This is a genomic window from Kribbella albertanoniae (assembly GCF_004348455.1).
Classification (GTDB): Bacteria; Actinomycetota; Actinomycetes; order Propionibacteriales; family Kribbellaceae; genus Kribbella; species Kribbella albertanoniae.
Genome location: NZ_SMKA01000025.1, coordinates 19,302 through 35,357 on the forward strand (window position 1 = coordinate 19,302; position 16,056 = coordinate 35,357).

The window sequence follows — 16,056 nt, forward strand, 5'->3', positions numbered from 1 at the left end:
GCGACCGTTATAGAATGTGACCCATGACCGAGACCCGCCGCGGACGGCCGCGCTCCTTCGACCGCGAGGCCGCGCTCGAGCAAGCGCTGCTGACGTTCTGGGAGCGTGGGTACGACGCCACCTCGGTCAGCGATCTGACCGCGGCGCTCGGGATCGGCGCCCCGAGCCTGTACGCCGCCTTCGGGGACAAGCGCAGTTTGTTCAACGAGGTCATCACCCGCTACCAGGCGACCCACGGCGCGTTCACCAGCCGCGCGCTCGACGAGGAACCGACCGCCCGGGCGGCGATCACCCGCATCCTGCGCGAGGCCGCCACCGAGTACACGGCGACCGGTCACGCCCCCGGCTGCCTGATCATCAGCGCGGCCCAGAACACGGTTCCCGCCTCGGCCGAGGTGGCCGAGCAGCTCCGCGAGATCCGCCGCCACAACGTCGCCGTACTGCGCGATCGGATCCAGTCCGACCTCGACGCCGGCGTGCTCCCGGCCGGCACCGACGCCGAAGCACTCGCGGGCTTCTTCGCCGCCACGATCCAGGGCATGTCACAGCAGGCCCGCGACGGCGCCACCCGCCGGCAACTGCTGCAGACCGCCGAGCTCGCGCTCGCCGTCTGGGACGCTCCAGCGCCCGCCATACGCCGTCGTCGTACGCCGCCAGTGGGCCAGAACTCCTACCCAGGCTGAATGTTCTGATTGAGGTGGAACAGGTTGCCGGGGTCGAACTCACTCTTGACCTTCGCCAACCGGCGGTAGTTGTCCTCGCCGAATCCGGCGATCACGCGGCTGCGTCCCTCGTCCCCGATGAAGTTCAGGTACACGTAACCGGTCGACCATTCCGCAAGATCGGCGCAGACGGCCCGCGCCCACCGGATCCCCTGCTCGTCGTCGGCCGGATCTGTCCACAGTCCGAGCGGGTGCGCCACCCACGCCGCCTCGCGGTGCGGCTGCGGCCACTGTTCCGCAGCACGCCGTACGGCGCCTCCCCACGGCACGATCGCCTGTTGCGACGGGGACGGCGAGACCATGTCCGCCGACCTGTCGGCGAAGACCTGGATCGCGGGATCGGGGAACGACGCCAGGTGCTCCGCCGACCAGTAGTTGCGGAAACCGGGCGGATCGTCGAGGGCGGACTGGATATCGGCGTACGGCATCTCCGCGATCAGCACGCCGTCCGGCGACAGGGCGAACATCGGCGCGAATACCTCCCGCAGCTCGGCCTCGGTCCCCGCGTAGACCCCCGCGAGACCGACAGCCAATTGGCCCTGGAGGTGAGCCGGCACGAACTCCTCCGGTGGCCCGGTCAGGTAGATCACGCCGCCGCCGAGCTCCTCAGGAACACCCTGCTCGACCAGGTCCCGGTAGGCGCGCAGCACGTCGGGCCCCGCCGAGGCCGGCCACAGCAGTAGCGCCAAGGTGGTGGCCGGCAGGTCCTGCAGCCGGAAGGTCAGAGAGGTCGCGACACCGAAGTTGCCACCACCACCGTGCAGCGCCCAGAACAGCTCGCTGTTCCTCGTCTCGTCCGCGATCACCAACTGTCCGTCCGCGGTGACGAGTTCGACCGAGATCAGCGAGTCGGAGGCGAGTCCGAACTTCCGCTCCAGCCAGCCGGATCCACCGCCGAGGGTCAGACCGGCGACCCCGGTCGTCGACACCCGGCCGCCGGTCGTCGCCAGCAGGTACTTCTGCGTCGCGCGGTCGAAGTCACCCCAGGTAGCGCCGCCACCGACCCGCGCGATCCGGGCCTCCGGGTCGACCTGGACGCTGTTCATCCGCCGGAGATCGACGACCAGGCCGCCCTCACTGAGAGCGGTCCCGGCCACCCCGTGACCGCCGCCCCGGACCGCGATCTCCAGGCGCTGCTCAACGCCGTACCGGATGGCGGCCTGCACGTCGGCGGCCGATTCGCATTGTGCGATCGCCGCCGGCCGCTTGTCGATCATGCTGTTGAAGATCGCCCTGGCCTCGTCGTACGCCGCGTCGCCGTCGCGCAGCAGCACTCCCCCGAAACCCTGCGGTCTCCGCCCCTCAACTGTGCTGGACATGTGTTTCTCCCGTTGGCCACTCCCCCAGGTGATCCATCGATCGTGCGCCGCCGCACCGGGGACGTCAACGATTCGGCGCTTACGTCCTGCTGACGCGATCGTCCGTGCACCAAGGGTTCTCGGCGAAGCCGCACGGTAGGGTCGGAGCCGTGAGCATCATCGGCGGCGCAGGGCAGGTCCTCGGCGAGGACGAGGTGACGACGTTCATCGGTGATGCCCTGGCCGGTGCCGGGCTGGAGGGGCGCAGCGTCTGCGTGATCGTTCCGGATGCGACCCGGAGCTGCCCGCTGCCGCTACTCATTCGTGCGGTTCACCAGGCGCTGGCCGGCCGGGTCAGCAAGCTCACCATCTTGATTGCCCTCGGCACCCATGCCGAGATGACGCGCGACGAGCTCCGCGAACACCTCGGCGCCGAGTACGACGATGTCCTCAATCACGAGTGGTGGAAGCCGGAAACCTTCGTCGACCTCGGCACGATCAGCGCCGAGCGCGTCCGCGAGATCTCCGGCGGAATGCTGAATGACGAAGTACCGGTCCGGCTCAACAAGGCGGTCGTCGAGCACGACGTTGCCCTCGTTGTCGGACCGGTCTTCCCGCATGAGGTGGTTGGTTTCTCCGGTGGGAACAAGTACTTCTTCCCCGGTGTCGCCGGCCAGGAGGTCATCGACGTCTCGCACTGGCTCGGCGCCCTGATCACCAGCGCCAGCATCATCGGCACGCTCGGTGTCACGCCGGTGCGCGCCCTCATCAACGAGGCGGCCGCGCTGATCCCGGCGGAGAAGCTCGCGCTCGCCGTGGTCGCCCAGTCCGGCACGGACGCCCTGCACGCCATCGCCTTCGGGAACACCATCGAGGCTTGGCAGGCGGCCGCCGAGGTCTCCGCCCAGACCCACGTGACCTACCTCGACCGACCGGTACGCCGGGTCGTGTCCGTGATGCCCACGAAGTACGCCGACATCTGGACCGCGGCCAAGGGTTTCTACAAGCTCGAGCCGGTGGTCGCCGACGGCGGCGAGGTCATCCTGTACGCCCCGCACGTCACCCAGATCGCCGCGATGCATCCCGAGATCGAGGAGATCGGCTACCACTGCCGCGACTACTTCCTCGGCCAGTGGGAGAAGTTCCGCGACGTCCACTGGGGCGTCCTGGCGCACTCGACCCACCTCCGCGGCGCCGGCACCTGGGACCCGGCCACCGGCGAACACCTCCGCGTTCAGGTAACCCTGGCCACCGGCATCCCCGAGCACGTAGTCCGCCGCGCGAACCTCAACTACCTCGACCCCGCCACCGTCGACCTGGCCAAGTACGCCGACGATCCGGACACCCTCGTCGTACCGAACGCCGGCGAGGTCCTGCACCGGCTGGCCTGATCAGCGCACAGCGGTGGAGGGTTTCTGCGGCAGACGATCCGTCCAGCCGGCCTCGAGCAGGACGCTGCTCGACGCCTTCACCTTCGCGTCATAGGTTGAGCTCAGCAAGGTGCCGGCGCTGGTGTCGATGATGATGCTGGCCCTGCCGGGTTGGTTCGCTGGGCCAGCGGTGCTGAGGGCGAATTCGGTCCCCTTGCGGCCGATCGGATCGCTGACGCCGGTCCGCATCTGGATGCCGGGGATGGCCGCCAGGACCCGGAGCGCCGCGCCCCTGAGTTGCGGAGAAGCCGGCGTCTCGAACAGCAGCCTGGCAGCCGCTTGGAAGACGTAGCGATCCGCCTCGGCCGGCTGCTCAAGACCAGCCAACAGGCGGGTGCGGAGCTGCACCACGTCGGTAGGCAGCGCGTTGATCTCCGCGACGGTCCACGACGTACTTCTCCCCTCGGGAAACGCTGGGTCCCCGCCGTTGTCCGGTGGAAGTTTGTCGAGCGACGGGCGGGCCGGCCGGAGGCCGAGGTCGACGAGACCCAGCCAGGCAGCGGCGCCGGCTTGTGCCGGTACCCAGGTTTCGGTGATCCGTCGACGCTCCAGGTTGGAGGCGGGACGCCCGACGCGAGTGGCACGGATGGTCTCAAGCCAGCGCGTCCGGAAGTACTTGCCGGACGGCGTCGCCTGCTGCTCCTGCCGGACAGCCGCGGAGACCAGCACCTGGTCCGCCGTCGCGGTGTGACCGTCAGGGACCACACCGATGACGCCAGGATGCTGTGCCGCACCCTCGCCGGAAGACAGCAACGGGAGCCCGAGCAGACCGAGGGCGACCAGCGCACCGCAGGCGGTGAGGGCGAGCCCCACCTTGACCCGGCCGATCGGCTGACGGCGCCGGTTCGTTGCCTTCCGCCCCATTGCCTGCAACTCGTTCCTGGTGGTCGCGGCGACGTCCCGGCGCAGACCGTCCGGCTCCGGCGGAAACGCCGTACGGACCATGTCGAACTCGTTCACTGCACACTCCTCGGATCGGTGTGATCAAGGGACTCGCGAATGCGGCGACGCGCGCGGGCAATCCGCGAGCACACCGTCCCGTGCGCGATTCCCAGTGCCTTGGCTGCTTCGTCGTACGTGAGATCGCCGAAGGCGACCAGTAGGAACGCCTCGCGGTCCCGGGGCGCCAGCCGGGCGAGGGCCGCCGCCAGCCGGGGGCGGCTGGCCTGTGCGGTCAGTTGGGTGGCGGCCCGCTCTTCGAGCTCTCCATAGATCTCCGGAGGTGGCAGCTTCGCCATCGCTCGCCATCTGCGCGTCTCGGTCCGGCGATGACGACGCAGCAGATTCGTCGCGATCCCGAACAGCCACGCCCGGACCACGCCGACGTGGCTGTCGAAACGGGACCGCTGGCGGAAGGCGATGAAGAAGGTCTCCGCCGTCAGGTCCTCGGCGACGTCCGGGCCGACCCGACGGGCGAGATAGGCGTGCACCTGCTCGCCGTACCGGTCGAAGATCAGCGTGAACAGCTCACCGTCCGCCACCGAGTCCTCGACGACGCGCCCGTCCTCCTCGGCCGTCGTTCCGGGCGGCCCTTGGCCGGCCGCAGCCTCGACCGTCGTCATCGGCGCATCAGGTAAGCGCTCGCGATGGTCTGCTCGACCTTCCCACCGAGAGAGTCGACGGCGGTCGACCGAAGCGACACCGAGCCGGTGGCCGGGTTGCTGACCCGGGCGAGCCATCCCGACGACGACCGCGTGATCCCAGCGGGCTGCCAGGTCGTCCCGCCGTCGGTGGAGAACTCGACGGCCACCGACTTCACCGTGGCAGGTTCGGAGCCAGGCTGGCGTTGCACGCTGACCGGGATCAGGAACGGTCCCGGCCGGGCCCCGTTGTGATCGTCGAGTCGCGGAGCGAACTGCACCGTCATCAGCGGCAACCCGGCGATGCCGTCGACCTGCCCGGAGCGGAAGGTCCAGGTGGTGTCGATCTCCGTCGACACCGCGGTCTCGGGAACCTTGACCCTGCTGTGGAGCACATACTCAGAAGTCTCAGCCGGTACGGCGACAGCGACGAATCCTGCCCGTGGTCTGTCGTAGATCACCTCGCCGTTGCGGGTCAGCCGCAAGGATCCGGCCGGCGTTCGCGGATCAGTCAGGTGATTGGGGTCATTGTCGGAGCGCAGTGACAGGCCGAGAATCAACCTGTCGCCCTGGCGCTGCGCGCCCCTCGCCAGGCCGTTGGGGCTGATCGGCCCAGTGGACAGGCGCGGCCCCAGAACGCCTCGCTGCCAATCGGAGCGGTACGTGTGCCCAGCCCGGTACGACACCGGCTTGGCCGCGAAGTACTGCGCCTGTCCCAGCGGGAACGGTTTCCCCTGCTGAGCGAAGAGGTGGTGCCACTCCACTCCGATGCTCAGGAAGTACTCGGTGCGCTCGAACGGAACCTTGCTCGACCGAACCTTGACAGTGTCCGGGCCCAGCGCGAGCAGTGCCGATCCACCCGGCGGGACCGCACCGTGTGAGGTGATGGCCTCGCGGAACTCGCCGGCCGGGGCGTCCGAGGCGTAACTGGCCAGCACCTTCGCGAAGTCACCAGCTTTCGGTCGCAGCCGCACACCGGACGGGACCTGCCCGGGGAAGGCACGGCCGAGGTTGTACTCGTAGGGAGTGTCGGTGAAATCGCCGGCCGGGCCAGGTTCGGCGAATCGTCCCTGAACCACGGTGACCAACTCATCGGCCGGAGCGGTGCCATGCTTCGCAGCGGCGACATGGAGTGACTGCCCGGCGGTCCCCGCGGCGGAATACGTCAGAGCCTCCCCCGGACGCTGCAGAGCGCGACCTACCGCCAGAGTGACCTGCACCAGGCGGGCGCCCGCGTTCGGAACCGACATCGTCACCTCACCCGCCATACGGGCATCCAGCGTCAGAGCTGTGTCCGCGGCGACCCGGAAGGTCGGTTCAACCAAAAGGCTCGTCGCGGAACCGGTGCTGCTGAAGTGCCCGATCGAATAGTCGCCCGGTGCCACCCGTAGTTCGGTGGCAGCCCCGCCGACCAGGTAGGGGCTGCAGGTCTCCACATCGCTGCAATCACCCAGCCGGTCGAAGTACGTGACCGCGTCTTCCGGAGCTTTGCCGTCCCGCCCGATCAACGTGACCTTGACTCCGTAGCGCTCATCTTCCTTCTCGACTCCGATGGGTGTGCTGAGCTGCGCACCACCGCCGGTGGCGACGATTCGGCCGCTGTACAAGCCCACAGGCAGTACGGCGGCCTTGGTGTCAGCCTTCACCTCGACCTGCGCCTGGCCACCCGCCGGGACCGTCAACTCGGAGGCAGCGAGGCTGAACGGCGTCACCTGCGAACCCGGCGTCTGCAGTTCGAGCTGCAGCGTGACCGGCTGGTCGCCGGAGTTTCGGTAGATGACAGTCCGCGCGAGCACCTCGTCGTCCTCGTGCGGCCACTGGGCGAGGCCGAAGCTGACCGACGCAGGACTGGCCGCGACGCCGGCATCGATGGCAGCGGCCACGTCGAGCCGACCGGCACCCGAGGCGAATGCGGTGTCCGGCCCGATCTTCGCCGTACCCATCAAGGTCGCCTTGACCTGTTCGGCGGTCCACTGCGGGTGCTGCTGGCGGAGCAGCGCTGCGGCACCAGCGACGTGCGGCGTCGCCATCGAGGTTCCGGACAGTCGGACGTACCCCGCTTCGACCGGTTCGCCCGACTCTGTTCCGGTCGCCTGCGCCGCCACGATGCCATCGCCCGGCGCGGTGAGGTCGGGCTTCATCGCCGAGTCGCCGATCCTGGGGCCGCGGCTGCTGAATTCCGTCAGCGCGTCCTCGCGGGTGACGGCACCGACGGTGAGCGCGGCGTCCGCACTACCCGGAGATTCCACGGTCCGGTCGCCGCCGGCTCCGCTGTTGCCGGCCGCGATCACGAACAGCGTGTCGTAGGCCTTGGTCAGGTCGTTCACCGCCTGCTCGACCAGGTCCACCCCTGGTCCGTCCGGGCCACCCACGCTCATGTTGATCACCCGGGCACGCTGCTCGGCGGCGGCCCACTCCATCCCGGCCAGCATCGCGGACTCGGGACAGTAGCCTCCGTCGTCGCAGACCTTGCCGTTGAGCAACTTCGCGTCAGGGGCGATGCCGCGGTACTTGCTGCTCGCACCCGTCACGATGGAGGCGACGTGGGTACCGTGGCCGTAGTTGTCCGTCGGCTCATCGCCGACGAAGGAACGAGCCGCGATGACCGCATCACCGAGATCCGGGTGGGTGGTGTCGATGCCGCTGTCCAGGACAGCGACCGGCACACCCTGACCGGTGATCCCGCGTTGCCAGGCCGCAGGAGCACTGACCTGCCGCGCGCTGTTGTCGAGCACCGGATGGCGCACACCGTCGAGCCACACCTTGGTCACCGCGGCCGAACGAAGGGTCGTGTGCTGCGACTTCCAGAAATCTGCGCTGGTGCTCTTCGCAAGATGCACCGCGGTCGCGCCGAGGGCCGGCAGCTGACGATCCACGGTGAACCCGCTGGGCACCGAGCGCGCCGACGACCGGCCGTGCTGCAGGATCAACGGCAGCTCCGGACGCTTGTCGTCGCCGTACCCGGACTCGAGCAGGATGGTGACGTCGAACAGCCGAGGGTCCAGGGTTCCGTTGGCGATTCTCGCCACCGCGTCGGCCGGCAGCACCTGCAGGTGACCGGCGGATCGCTTGACGCGGATCGGCACCGCTTCCCGGCCCGCGGCGCGTTCGATCCGCGGCTCGGCTCCGGGCGTGACGATCACCTTGTCGCCCGTGATCAGGGTGACCGCACCCGCGACCTCCTGCGCAGGAACGCTGACCGGCGCAGTCACGTTCGGCGGGTCGGCCGCTGCGGCCCGGACCGCGAGCACGATTCCCAGGGCAGCCAGGACGGTGGCGGACATCGCTCGCGTCGATCGTCGCATCTGACTCTCTCTCCTCAAGACGGCTCTTTCCTCAAGACGGGCCGCACGTCTTCTCTTGCCCGATCCACCCCCGGCTCGTCTCGCGGTTCCCAGGACGGTGACTCGCCGGTAACCTCGGGGCCTATGACAGAGGTCGTGATCATCGGGTCCGGGTTCGCCGGTTTGGGTATGGGGATCAAGCTGCGGGAGGCCGGGTGCGAGGACTTCGTCATCCTGGAGAAGGCCGACCGTCTCGGCGGCACCTGGCGGGACAACACGTATCCCGGCTGCGCGTGCGACATCCCGTCGTACCTCTACTCGTACTCCTTCGAGCAGAACCCGCGCTGGACCAGGATGTTCGCGCCCTGGCACGAGATCCTCGAGTACCTCGAGTTCTGCGCGGACAAGTACGGCGTCGCCGACAAGATCCGGTACGGCGCGGAGGTCACCGAGGCGGCGTTCGACGAGGCGACCGGCCGGTGGACCGTGACGATCAACGGTGCCGAGACGATCGAGACCCAGGCCCTGGTGACCGGCGTCGGCGGCCTGCACGAACCGAGGATGCCCGACCTCCCCGGCCTGGACTCGTTCGCCGGTACGGCGTTCCACTCGGCGCACTGGGATCACAGCCACGACCTCACCGGCCGACGCGTGGCTGCGATCGGCACCGGCGCCTCAGCGGTCCAGTACGTACCGCAGATCGCGCCGCAGGTCGAGCAGCTGGATGTGTACCAGCGGTCGGCGGCGTGGATCACGCCCAAGCCGGACCGTGAGATCGGACCGCGGGAACAGCGGTTGCACGCCGCCTTCCCGACCGGACAGCGACTGATCCGGAATGCGATCTACTGGGCCCTGGAGGCTCGCGGCGCCGGGTTCGCGGCAAACCCGAAGTTGATGAAAATGCTTGAGGTACAGGCGAAACAGCACCTCCGCAAGCAGGTCAAGGACCCCGATCTGCGTGCCCGGCTGACCCCGGACTACCAGATCGGCTGTAAGCGGGTGATGGTGTCGAACGACTACTACCCGGCCTTCAACCGATCCAACGTCGACCTTGTCACCACCCCGATCGCCCGGGTCACGCCGACCAGCGTCGTCACCGCCGACGGGATCGAGCGGCCCTGCGACACGATCGTGCTCGGCACCGGATTCTCGGTGATGGGGAACCTGACCCGGATGCCGATCCTCGGCAAGGACGGCACCGATCTCGGCGAGCACTGGAAACGCGAGGGAATCGGCGCCCATCTCGGCATCACCGTCGCCGGCTACCCCAACCTGTTCCTGCTACACGGGCCGAACACGTCGACCGGCCACTCCTCCGCGGTCTTCATGATCGAGGCGCAGGTCCGCTACGTGATGCAGGCGCTGGACCTGCTCCGGCGCCGCGGAGCGACGTACGTCGAGGTCCGTGAGGAGGCGCAGCAGAAGTTCGTCGACGGACTCCAGGACGAGCTCAAGGGCACGGTCTGGGACGCCGGTTGCAACAGCTGGTACCTGGACGGCAGCGGGCGGAACTCGGGCATCTGGCCGGACTTCACGGTCGCCTACTGGCGCCGTACCCGAAAGCTCGATCCGGCGGACTTCGTGCTGGTCAAACAGGGGTAACCCGCACTCCCGAAGGATGACTACTCAGGGTCGCGTGTACGACCTTGGGATGAAGGCAAGACCATGCCGGTGGCCGATGTCCGGAGCCGCGGTCTGAAGGAACCTTGAGGTATGGAAATCCTTCAGATCGCGGGAGCAGCAGCCATCGTCATCGGCATCATCGTGATGGCCCTGCTCGCCATCGTGCCAACGGTCGTCGACCGCTAAGTCAAGGCCTCCCTAAACCAGGGAGGTCAGTCGGCGGACAAGTGGACCAAGAGGTCCTGCCGGGTCAGTACGCCCACCGGCTTGCCGTCGTCCAGCACCATCAGGGCGTCCCGATCCTCGAGCAGCTCGACCGCCTTCGTGACGGCCTCGCCGGCCCCCAGGGACGGCAACGCCGGGTCCATGTGCAGCTCGACCATGTCGGCCAGCCGCGCCTTGCCGGAGTACAACGCGTCCATCAGCGTCCGCTCCGACACCGCGCCGGCGACCTCGGCCGCCATCACCGGTGGTTCCGCGCGGACCACCGGCATCTGGGAGACGCCGTACTCGCGCAGGATCGCGACTGCTTCGGCGATCGTCTCGTGCGGGTGGGTGTGCACCAGCGGCGGCAGGCTGCCGTCCTTGCCGGCCAGCACGTCACCGAGCGTGGTGCCCTGCCGGGCGGCCGAGAGGAAGCCGTACTGCGCGAGCCAGTCGTCGTTGAAGACCTTCGTCAGGTAGCCCCGGCCACCGTCGGGCAGCAGCACGACGATGACGGCCTCGGGGTCGTTGACCTCGTGCGCGAGCCGGATGGCCGCCGCGGCCGCCATCCCCGCTGAGCCACCGACCAGCATTGCCTCTTCGCGCGCCAGCCGCCGGGTCAGCGCGAACGAGTCCGCGTCCGAGACCTCGATGATCCGGTCGCAGATGTCCCGGTCGTAGGTCTCCGGCCAGAAGTCCTCACCGACGCCCTCGACCAGGTACGGCCGGCCGGAACCGCCGGAGTAGACCGAGCCCTCGGGGTCCGCGCCGATGATCTGGACGCGACCGCCGGAGACCTCCTTGAGGTACCTGCCGGTGCCGGTGATCGTGCCGCCGGTGCCGACACCCGCCACGAAGTGGGTGATCTTCCCCTCGGTCTGCTCCCAGAGCTCGGGACCGGTCGTCTCGTAGTGCGAGCGCGGGTTGTTCTGGTTGGCGTACTGGTTCGGCTTCCAGGCGCCCTCGATCTCACGGACCAGGCGGTCGGAGACGTTGTAGTACGAGTCCGGGTGCTCGGGGGCGACCGCGGTCGGGCACACCACGACCTCGGCGCCGTACGCCTTGAGCACGTTGCGCTTGTCCTCGCTGACCTTGTCCGGGCAGACGAAGACGCACTTGTAGCCCTTCTGCTGGGCGACCATGGCGAGCCCGACACCCGTGTTCCCGGAGGTCGGTTCGACGATCGTGCCGCCCGGCTTGAGCTCGCCGGAGGCCTCCGCCGCCTCGATCATCCGGACCGCGATCCGGTCCTTGACCGAGCCGCCCGGGTTGAAGTACTCGACCTTGGCCAGGACCAGCGGTGTGGCCCCGTCCGTGGTCTTGCCCAGCTTCACGAGCGGGGTGTTGCCGACGAGGTCCAGGAGAGATTCTGCGTAGCGCACAGCTTCACTGTAGTGATTGTCGTGTCGTTTCCCCTATTTCGCTTGCTTGTGGGTGACAGCGTGTAATCCTTGTACCCATGAGTAAAGGCAAAGCCAGGGCGGCCAAGAGGCTCGCCCAGGCCGCTGCCTTCGGGGGCGGGGGACTCGGCCTCATCGGTGCCACGTTGTACGGCGTACTGACCGCGGAGGCCGAGTACGTGAAGCGCGTGATCGGACCGATGCGGTACTACCCCACTCCGGGGAGCGGTCTGTACGGCAGATACCCAGGACTACCGATCACGTTCGCCATGCTCGGCGACTCCAGCGCAGCCGGTTACGGCACCGACACCCCGGACGAGACGCCCGGGGTGATCCTTGCTTCGGGCCTCACCGACCTGGCCGAGCGCCCGGTGCGGCTGGTCGACGTCTCCAAGACCGGTGCCAAGTCGACCGATCTGGCCCAGCAGGTCGATGCCGCGCTCCAGGCCGGCCCGCATGTCGCGGTCATCCTGATCGGGGTGAACGACGTGAAGGACCAGATGTCCCCGTCGCTCTCGGTCCGTTTGCTCTCCGCGGCAGTACGACGGTTGCGCGCGGCGAACTGTGAGGTCATCGTCGGCACCTGCCCGGATCTCGGCGTGGTGCGCCCGCTCGTGCCACCGCTACGGCAGTTCGCCCGTGCCTGGAGCCTCCGGCTCGCCGCGGCGCAGACCATCGCCGTGGTCGAGGCCGGCGGCCGGACGGTCTCCCTCGGTTCGATGCTCGGACCGGCCTTCAAGTCCGATCCGACGATGTGGGGGCGGGACAACTTCCACCCCTCCGCCATCGGGTACGCCGCTGCCTCCGCCGCGCTACTGCCTTCCGTGGCGGCCGCGATGGGGGTCGGGCCGGAGTCGTTCGTGCACCCCGAGTCGTTCCGGGGCGAGGCGATCCTGCCGATCGCCGAGGCCGCCGTACAGGCTGCTCGGACGGCCGGGACCGAGGTCGCCGCGACCGAGGTGGCCGGGCGCGAGCGCGGGCCGCGGGGCCGGTGGGCCGCGCTGCGGCACCGCCGCCGGCACCCGAAGGCCGAGGTCGACCGGGTGGAGCCGCAGACCGTGACCGAGCCCGAGACCGAGTCTTTGATTAACATCTGAATCAAGTTCCGGAACCGGCAGGCGGTTGACTGGGAGCGCTTCCAAACACACGATCGGAGCCCGCCCCACCGCTCCGGAGGTCAGCATGACCAGATTCCGCCCCGCCCTGCTCGCCCTAGCCGCACTCACCCTGGTTGGCGGGGTCCTGGCGCCCACCGGCAGCCAGGCCGCCACCACCGCGATCGGCGGCAGCTTCACCGACAACTTCGACGGCTTCAACACCGGCCGCTGGCACAAGGCGGACGGCTGGAGCAACGGCTCGATGTTCAACGTCGGCTGGCGTGCCGACCACGTCTGGTTCAGCGGCGGCGTGATGGGCCTCAACTTGGACAACGCGTCCTGTCCGGGCGGCTGTTCGGGCAAGCCCTACGCGTCCGGTGAGTACCGCACCAACGACCACTACTCGTACGGCCGGTTCGAGACCCGGATGAAGGCGGTCAAGGGCTCCGGCACGGTGACGGCGTTCTTCACCTACACCGGCCCGAGCGACGGCCAGCCCTGGGACGAGATCGACGTCGAGATCCTCGGCAAGAACACGACCCAGATGCAGACCAACTACTTCACCAACGGCGCCGGCGGGCACGAGAAGATCATCAACCTCGGCTTCGATGCCGCGGCCGGCTATCACAACTACGCGATCGAATGGTGGAACCAGGGCACGATCAACTGGTTCGTCGACGGCCGACTGGTGCACCAGGAGAACGGCTCCCGCGGCGCGCTCCCGACGCGTCCGATGCGGATGATGCTGAACCTGTGGCCCGGCATCGGTGTCGATGGCTGGCTGGGTCCGTTCAACTACTCAGGCCGACTGACCGCCACCTACGACTGGGCCCGATACACCAAGTACTGAAGCGATGTGGGCTGAAATGAGACAGACATGAAGAAGGCCTTGCCTGCGGGCGTCCTCGTGGTGCACAGTCGATAGCAACGCGGTACCCCGATAACGGGAGGCGACGATGGGCTTGAACCACTCCGAGGAAACGCACCAGCGTTTGGTGGAGAAGGTGCCCAGATGCACCGGACGCGGTATGACCGAGTGGTTTCAGCTGATGAACGACGGACCGTCGTTCCTGCGCTTCGACGACAGAGTGCGGTGGCTCTCCAGCGAGTACGAACTCGCGCACGGGCACGCAACCGCCATCGTCCATGAGTACGACCTCGTCAAAGCACACCGGCGAATGGGCTGACAGCCGAACAGGAGAAGAAGTTCCTCGGAAGGCCTGCCCCTACAGGTGGAGGGGCGGGTCCTTCCTTGTCTACAAGGGATTTCGGGCGATCAGGTCGAGTTCGTTGCCTTCGGGATCGGTGAGTGAGCAACGACCCGGTCGTTCGTTCTTGATCTCCCCACCGGCCTCCAGCGCTTGCGCTACCCGGGCCGGTAATTGGTCGTGCGCGACGCCGAGCTCGAGCCGGATCCGGTTGCGCTGCTGACGTCGTTCGGTCTCGCTCGCGTCCAGCTGCTGGAAGATGAAGCCTGGGTTGAGCCGCCGGGGATCGTAGATCTCGCCGACCTCGACCCGCGGATCGGGCGCGTACCCGAGAACCGTTGTCCAGAACGATTGCACAGCCGGTACGTCGGCCGCGTCGAGCCCCAATTGCACGAATCGAAGCCCGTCGGTTTTGGCGGTGAGCCCGAGCTCGTGCGCTGCGTCCTGAATGCGGATCGCCAGCGCGACGAACGCTTCTCCGATCACTTCCCACTGGTCCTTGCCGTGGTCGATGACGACGCCGCCGGAGCGAAGATCCAAGGCCAACGGCATCCCGGCCGCATCGGCCAACCGGGCAACGGTCGTCACCAACTGAACCGCCTGGGCCGCGGACGTTGTCGGGTAGAAAGTCATTGCTGCGAACAACGTCTGCCAGTCCGCAGCCTCGAGCGGATCACCGGGCACGAGATCCAGTTCATTGCCCTCGGGATCGGGCAGCATCACACCCCAGGCACCGGACGGCTCGCGGCCTCCCCTGACGGTCTCGACGACCGCGGCCGGCCGTACGACGTCGATGTGGAAGCGGTTCCGCAGTGGGCGCACGTCGTTGGTCTGCTGGACGAGGATGTCCGGATCACGGTGCAGCGGGTCTGTGAGCCGCTCAGCACCTGTTGCGCGGTAGCCGAACGCCGTACCCCAGAAGTCTTGGACCGCGGCTGGGTCCGCGGCGTCGAACACGATCCGCAGCTCTTGCAGGGCAGCAGGGTCGGAGGTCAGCCCTAGGTCTGCGCCGGCGGGCGGTCGGACCCGGAGGCCGCTCGGCCGCAGGTCGATGTCGGGCAACGGCCCCGCCTTGGCCAGCCGCCCTACCAAGGCGGCTCCAGCGCTCAAGGACTGGGTGTCGAACCATGCTCCCAGCTCATCCATGCCCTCACCCTAGGACCCATTCCGGACGTTCCCCTTCCGGAGAACGGCCGAGGGGCCGACTCCTTGATGGAGTCGGCCCCTCGGGTCAGATGATGCGTGCTGACTAGTCGCCACCGCGAAGGATGGCGAGGATGCGCAGCATGTTCCAGTACAGCCAGACCAGCGTGACGGTCAGGCCGAAGGCCGCCCGCCAGGCTTCGTTCTGCGGGGCGCCGGCGCGGACGCCCTGCTCCACCATGTCGAAGTCCAGGATCAGGTTGAAGACCGCCAGGCCGACACCGAGCGCGGCGAACAGCAGACCCATCGGGCCCATCCCGCTGATGCCCGTGCTGACCCCGAGCAGGCCGAGCACGAAGTTGACCAGCAGCACCCCGGCGAAGCCCATCGTCGCCAGGATGACCATCTTCTGGAAGCGCGGTGTCACCTTGATCGCGAAGTACTTGTACGCCGCCAGCGTCAGGCCGGCCGTCACCATCGTGGCCAGGATCGCCTGCACCACGATGCCGGCGTCACCACCGGTCCACGCGACGATGACCTTGCTACCGACGCCGAGGAAGACACCCTCGAGCGCCGCGTAGACCATCACCAGCGCGGGGTTGATCTTGCGCGAGAACGACAGCACCATCGCGAGCGCGAAGGCCAGCAACGCGCCACCGAGGAAGGCCGGCAGCACCAGCCTGTCCGGCACCATGTTCCACGCGACGGCACCGACCGCGGCCACCACACCCAGCGTGATCGAAGTCTTGACGATGACATCGTCCAACGTCATGGGGCGGCTGCCGGCCGGTGCACCCTGGTACTGCTGGGGCGGCACACCCGGTCCGCCGTACTGACCGGGCTGCTGACCGTACGGAGCGGCCCCCGGATAAGCCTGGCCATGGCCAGGCGCGAACGCACTCGACCGGTTCAGGACCGGGTTACTGCTCTGCATGACATTCCTCCTGGTGACCCACATCCGGGGCCGTGTCGAAATACTACGTTCCCACCCTTAACAACATCTGAGAATCCACCCCTCGTTCCCCAACCGAAACCCACGACACGAATTTCAATCGGACACCGATGCA

Annotated in this window: 13 protein-coding genes; 6 read left to right on the forward strand and 7 right to left on the reverse strand. The window is 68.1% G+C overall.

Features of this window, described 5'->3' with window-relative positions:
- Positions 1–23: 23 nt before the first annotated feature.
- Positions 24–683 (forward strand): TetR/AcrR family transcriptional regulator, encoded by a 660-nt coding sequence (locus E1261_RS09100; RefSeq protein WP_132404750.1) that lies wholly within the window; start codon positions 24–26, stop codon positions 681–683.
- Here E1261_RS09100 and E1261_RS09105 read toward each other — a convergent pair.
- Positions 671–2,041 carry an FAD-binding oxidoreductase gene (locus E1261_RS09105; protein ID WP_132404752.1) on the reverse strand — a complete coding sequence of 457 codons (1,371 nt, stop codon included), beginning with the start codon at positions 2,039–2,041 and terminating at the stop codon, positions 671–673. The two genes, E1261_RS09100 and E1261_RS09105, sit on opposite strands and share 13 nt — an antisense overlap.
- 149 nt (positions 2,042–2,190) lie before the next feature.
- Here E1261_RS09105 and E1261_RS09110 point away from each other — a divergent pair, with 149 nt between their 5' ends.
- Entirely contained in the window at positions 2,191–3,411 is a 1,221-nt protein-coding gene (locus tag E1261_RS09110) for a lactate racemase domain-containing protein (RefSeq protein ID WP_132404754.1), read from the forward strand.
- Here the strand turns inward: E1261_RS09110 and E1261_RS09115 are convergent, their stop codons facing one another.
- Genes E1261_RS09115 through E1261_RS09125 form a run of 3 tightly spaced genes read right to left on the reverse strand, consistent with a single transcriptional unit; the run spans position 3,412 to position 8,335 of the window.
- Positions 3,412–4,410, reverse strand: a complete 999-nt coding sequence (locus tag E1261_RS09115; RefSeq protein ID WP_132404756.1) for a CU044_5270 family protein — start codon at positions 4,408–4,410, stop codon at positions 3,412–3,414.
- The gene (locus tag E1261_RS09120) at positions 4,407–5,012 is read right to left on the reverse strand and encodes an RNA polymerase sigma factor (RefSeq protein ID WP_132404758.1); all 606 of its coding nucleotides are present in this window, start codon (positions 5,010–5,012) and stop codon (positions 4,407–4,409) included. The genes E1261_RS09115 and E1261_RS09120 overlap by 4 nt, the downstream gene beginning before the upstream one ends.
- Positions 5,009–8,335, reverse strand: a complete 3,327-nt coding sequence (locus tag E1261_RS09125) for a S8 family peptidase (protein ID WP_132404760.1) — start codon at positions 8,333–8,335, stop codon at positions 5,009–5,011. The genes E1261_RS09120 and E1261_RS09125 overlap by 4 nt, the downstream gene beginning before the upstream one ends.
- Before the next feature lie 123 nt (positions 8,336–8,458).
- Here E1261_RS09125 and E1261_RS09130 point away from each other — a divergent pair, with 123 nt between their 5' ends.
- Positions 8,459–9,916, forward strand: coding sequence for a flavin-containing monooxygenase (locus E1261_RS09130; RefSeq protein WP_132404762.1), 1,458 nt, complete (start codon positions 8,459–8,461; stop codon positions 9,914–9,916).
- 233 nt (positions 9,917–10,149) lie between these two features.
- Here E1261_RS09130 and E1261_RS09135 read toward each other — a convergent pair whose 3' ends face one another.
- Positions 10,150–11,523: a cystathionine beta-synthase gene (locus E1261_RS09135; RefSeq protein WP_132404764.1), complete on the reverse strand. Its 1,374-nt coding sequence runs from the start codon at positions 11,521–11,523 to the stop codon at positions 10,150–10,152.
- A 77-nt stretch (positions 11,524–11,600) separates the two neighbouring features.
- On the opposite strand from E1261_RS09135, the gene E1261_RS09140 reads away from it, so the two are divergent.
- The 3 genes from E1261_RS09140 to E1261_RS09150 all read left to right on the forward strand — a co-directional run bounded on the left by E1261_RS09140 (position 11,601) and on the right by E1261_RS09150 (position 13,825).
- The gene (locus E1261_RS09140) at positions 11,601–12,638 is read left to right on the forward strand and encodes an SGNH/GDSL hydrolase family protein (protein ID WP_132404766.1); all 1,038 of its coding nucleotides are present in this window, start codon (positions 11,601–11,603) and stop codon (positions 12,636–12,638) included.
- An 85-nt stretch (positions 12,639–12,723) separates the two neighbouring features.
- On the forward strand, positions 12,724–13,488 hold the full coding sequence (gene bglS / locus E1261_RS09145; RefSeq protein WP_132404768.1) for a beta-glucanase: 765 nt from the start codon (positions 12,724–12,726) through the stop codon (positions 13,486–13,488).
- A 106-nt stretch (positions 13,489–13,594) separates the two neighbouring features.
- Entirely contained in the window at positions 13,595–13,825 is a 231-nt protein-coding gene (locus tag E1261_RS09150) for a DUF4287 domain-containing protein (RefSeq protein ID WP_132404770.1), read from the forward strand.
- Positions 13,826–13,894: 69 nt separating this feature from the next.
- Here the strand turns inward: E1261_RS09150 and E1261_RS09155 are convergent, their stop codons facing one another.
- Both E1261_RS09155 and E1261_RS09160 read right to left on the reverse strand, forming a co-directional pair.
- Positions 13,895–14,992, reverse strand: coding sequence for a VOC family protein (locus E1261_RS09155; protein ID WP_132404772.1), 1,098 nt, complete (start codon positions 14,990–14,992; stop codon positions 13,895–13,897).
- 103 nt (positions 14,993–15,095) lie between these two features.
- The gene (locus E1261_RS09160; RefSeq protein ID WP_132404774.1) at positions 15,096–15,923 is read right to left on the reverse strand and encodes a Bax inhibitor-1/YccA family protein; all 828 of its coding nucleotides are present in this window, start codon (positions 15,921–15,923) and stop codon (positions 15,096–15,098) included.
- Positions 15,924–16,056 lie beyond the last annotated feature (133 nt).

Bases quoted from the DNA above. Each gene is read 5' to 3' on its own strand.
- bglS (WP_132404768.1), top strand. From the start codon at position 12,724: ATGACCAGATTCCGCCCCGCCCTGCTCGCCCTAGCCGCACTCACCCTG.
- E1261_RS09160 (WP_132404774.1), bottom strand. From the start codon at position 15,923: ATGCAGAGCAGTAACCCGGTCCTGAACCGGTCGAGTGCGTTCGCGCCT.
- E1261_RS09100 (WP_132404750.1), top strand. From the start codon at position 24: ATGACCGAGACCCGCCGCGGACGGCCGCGCTCCTTCGACCGCGAGGCC.
- E1261_RS09125 (WP_132404760.1), bottom strand. From the start codon at position 8,335: ATGCGACGATCGACGCGAGCGATGTCCGCCACCGTCCTGGCTGCCCTG.
- E1261_RS09140 (WP_132404766.1), top strand. From the start codon at position 11,601: ATGAGTAAAGGCAAAGCCAGGGCGGCCAAGAGGCTCGCCCAGGCCGCT.
- E1261_RS09105 (WP_132404752.1), bottom strand. From the start codon at position 2,041: ATGTCCAGCACAGTTGAGGGGCGGAGACCGCAGGGTTTCGGGGGAGTG.
- E1261_RS09130 (WP_132404762.1), top strand. From the start codon at position 8,459: ATGACAGAGGTCGTGATCATCGGGTCCGGGTTCGCCGGTTTGGGTATG.
- E1261_RS09155 (WP_132404772.1), bottom strand. From the start codon at position 14,992: ATGGATGAGCTGGGAGCATGGTTCGACACCCAGTCCTTGAGCGCTGGA.
- E1261_RS09120 (WP_132404758.1), bottom strand. From the start codon at position 5,012: ATGACGACGGTCGAGGCTGCGGCCGGCCAAGGGCCGCCCGGAACGACG.
- E1261_RS09150 (WP_132404770.1), top strand. From the start codon at position 13,595: ATGGGCTTGAACCACTCCGAGGAAACGCACCAGCGTTTGGTGGAGAAG.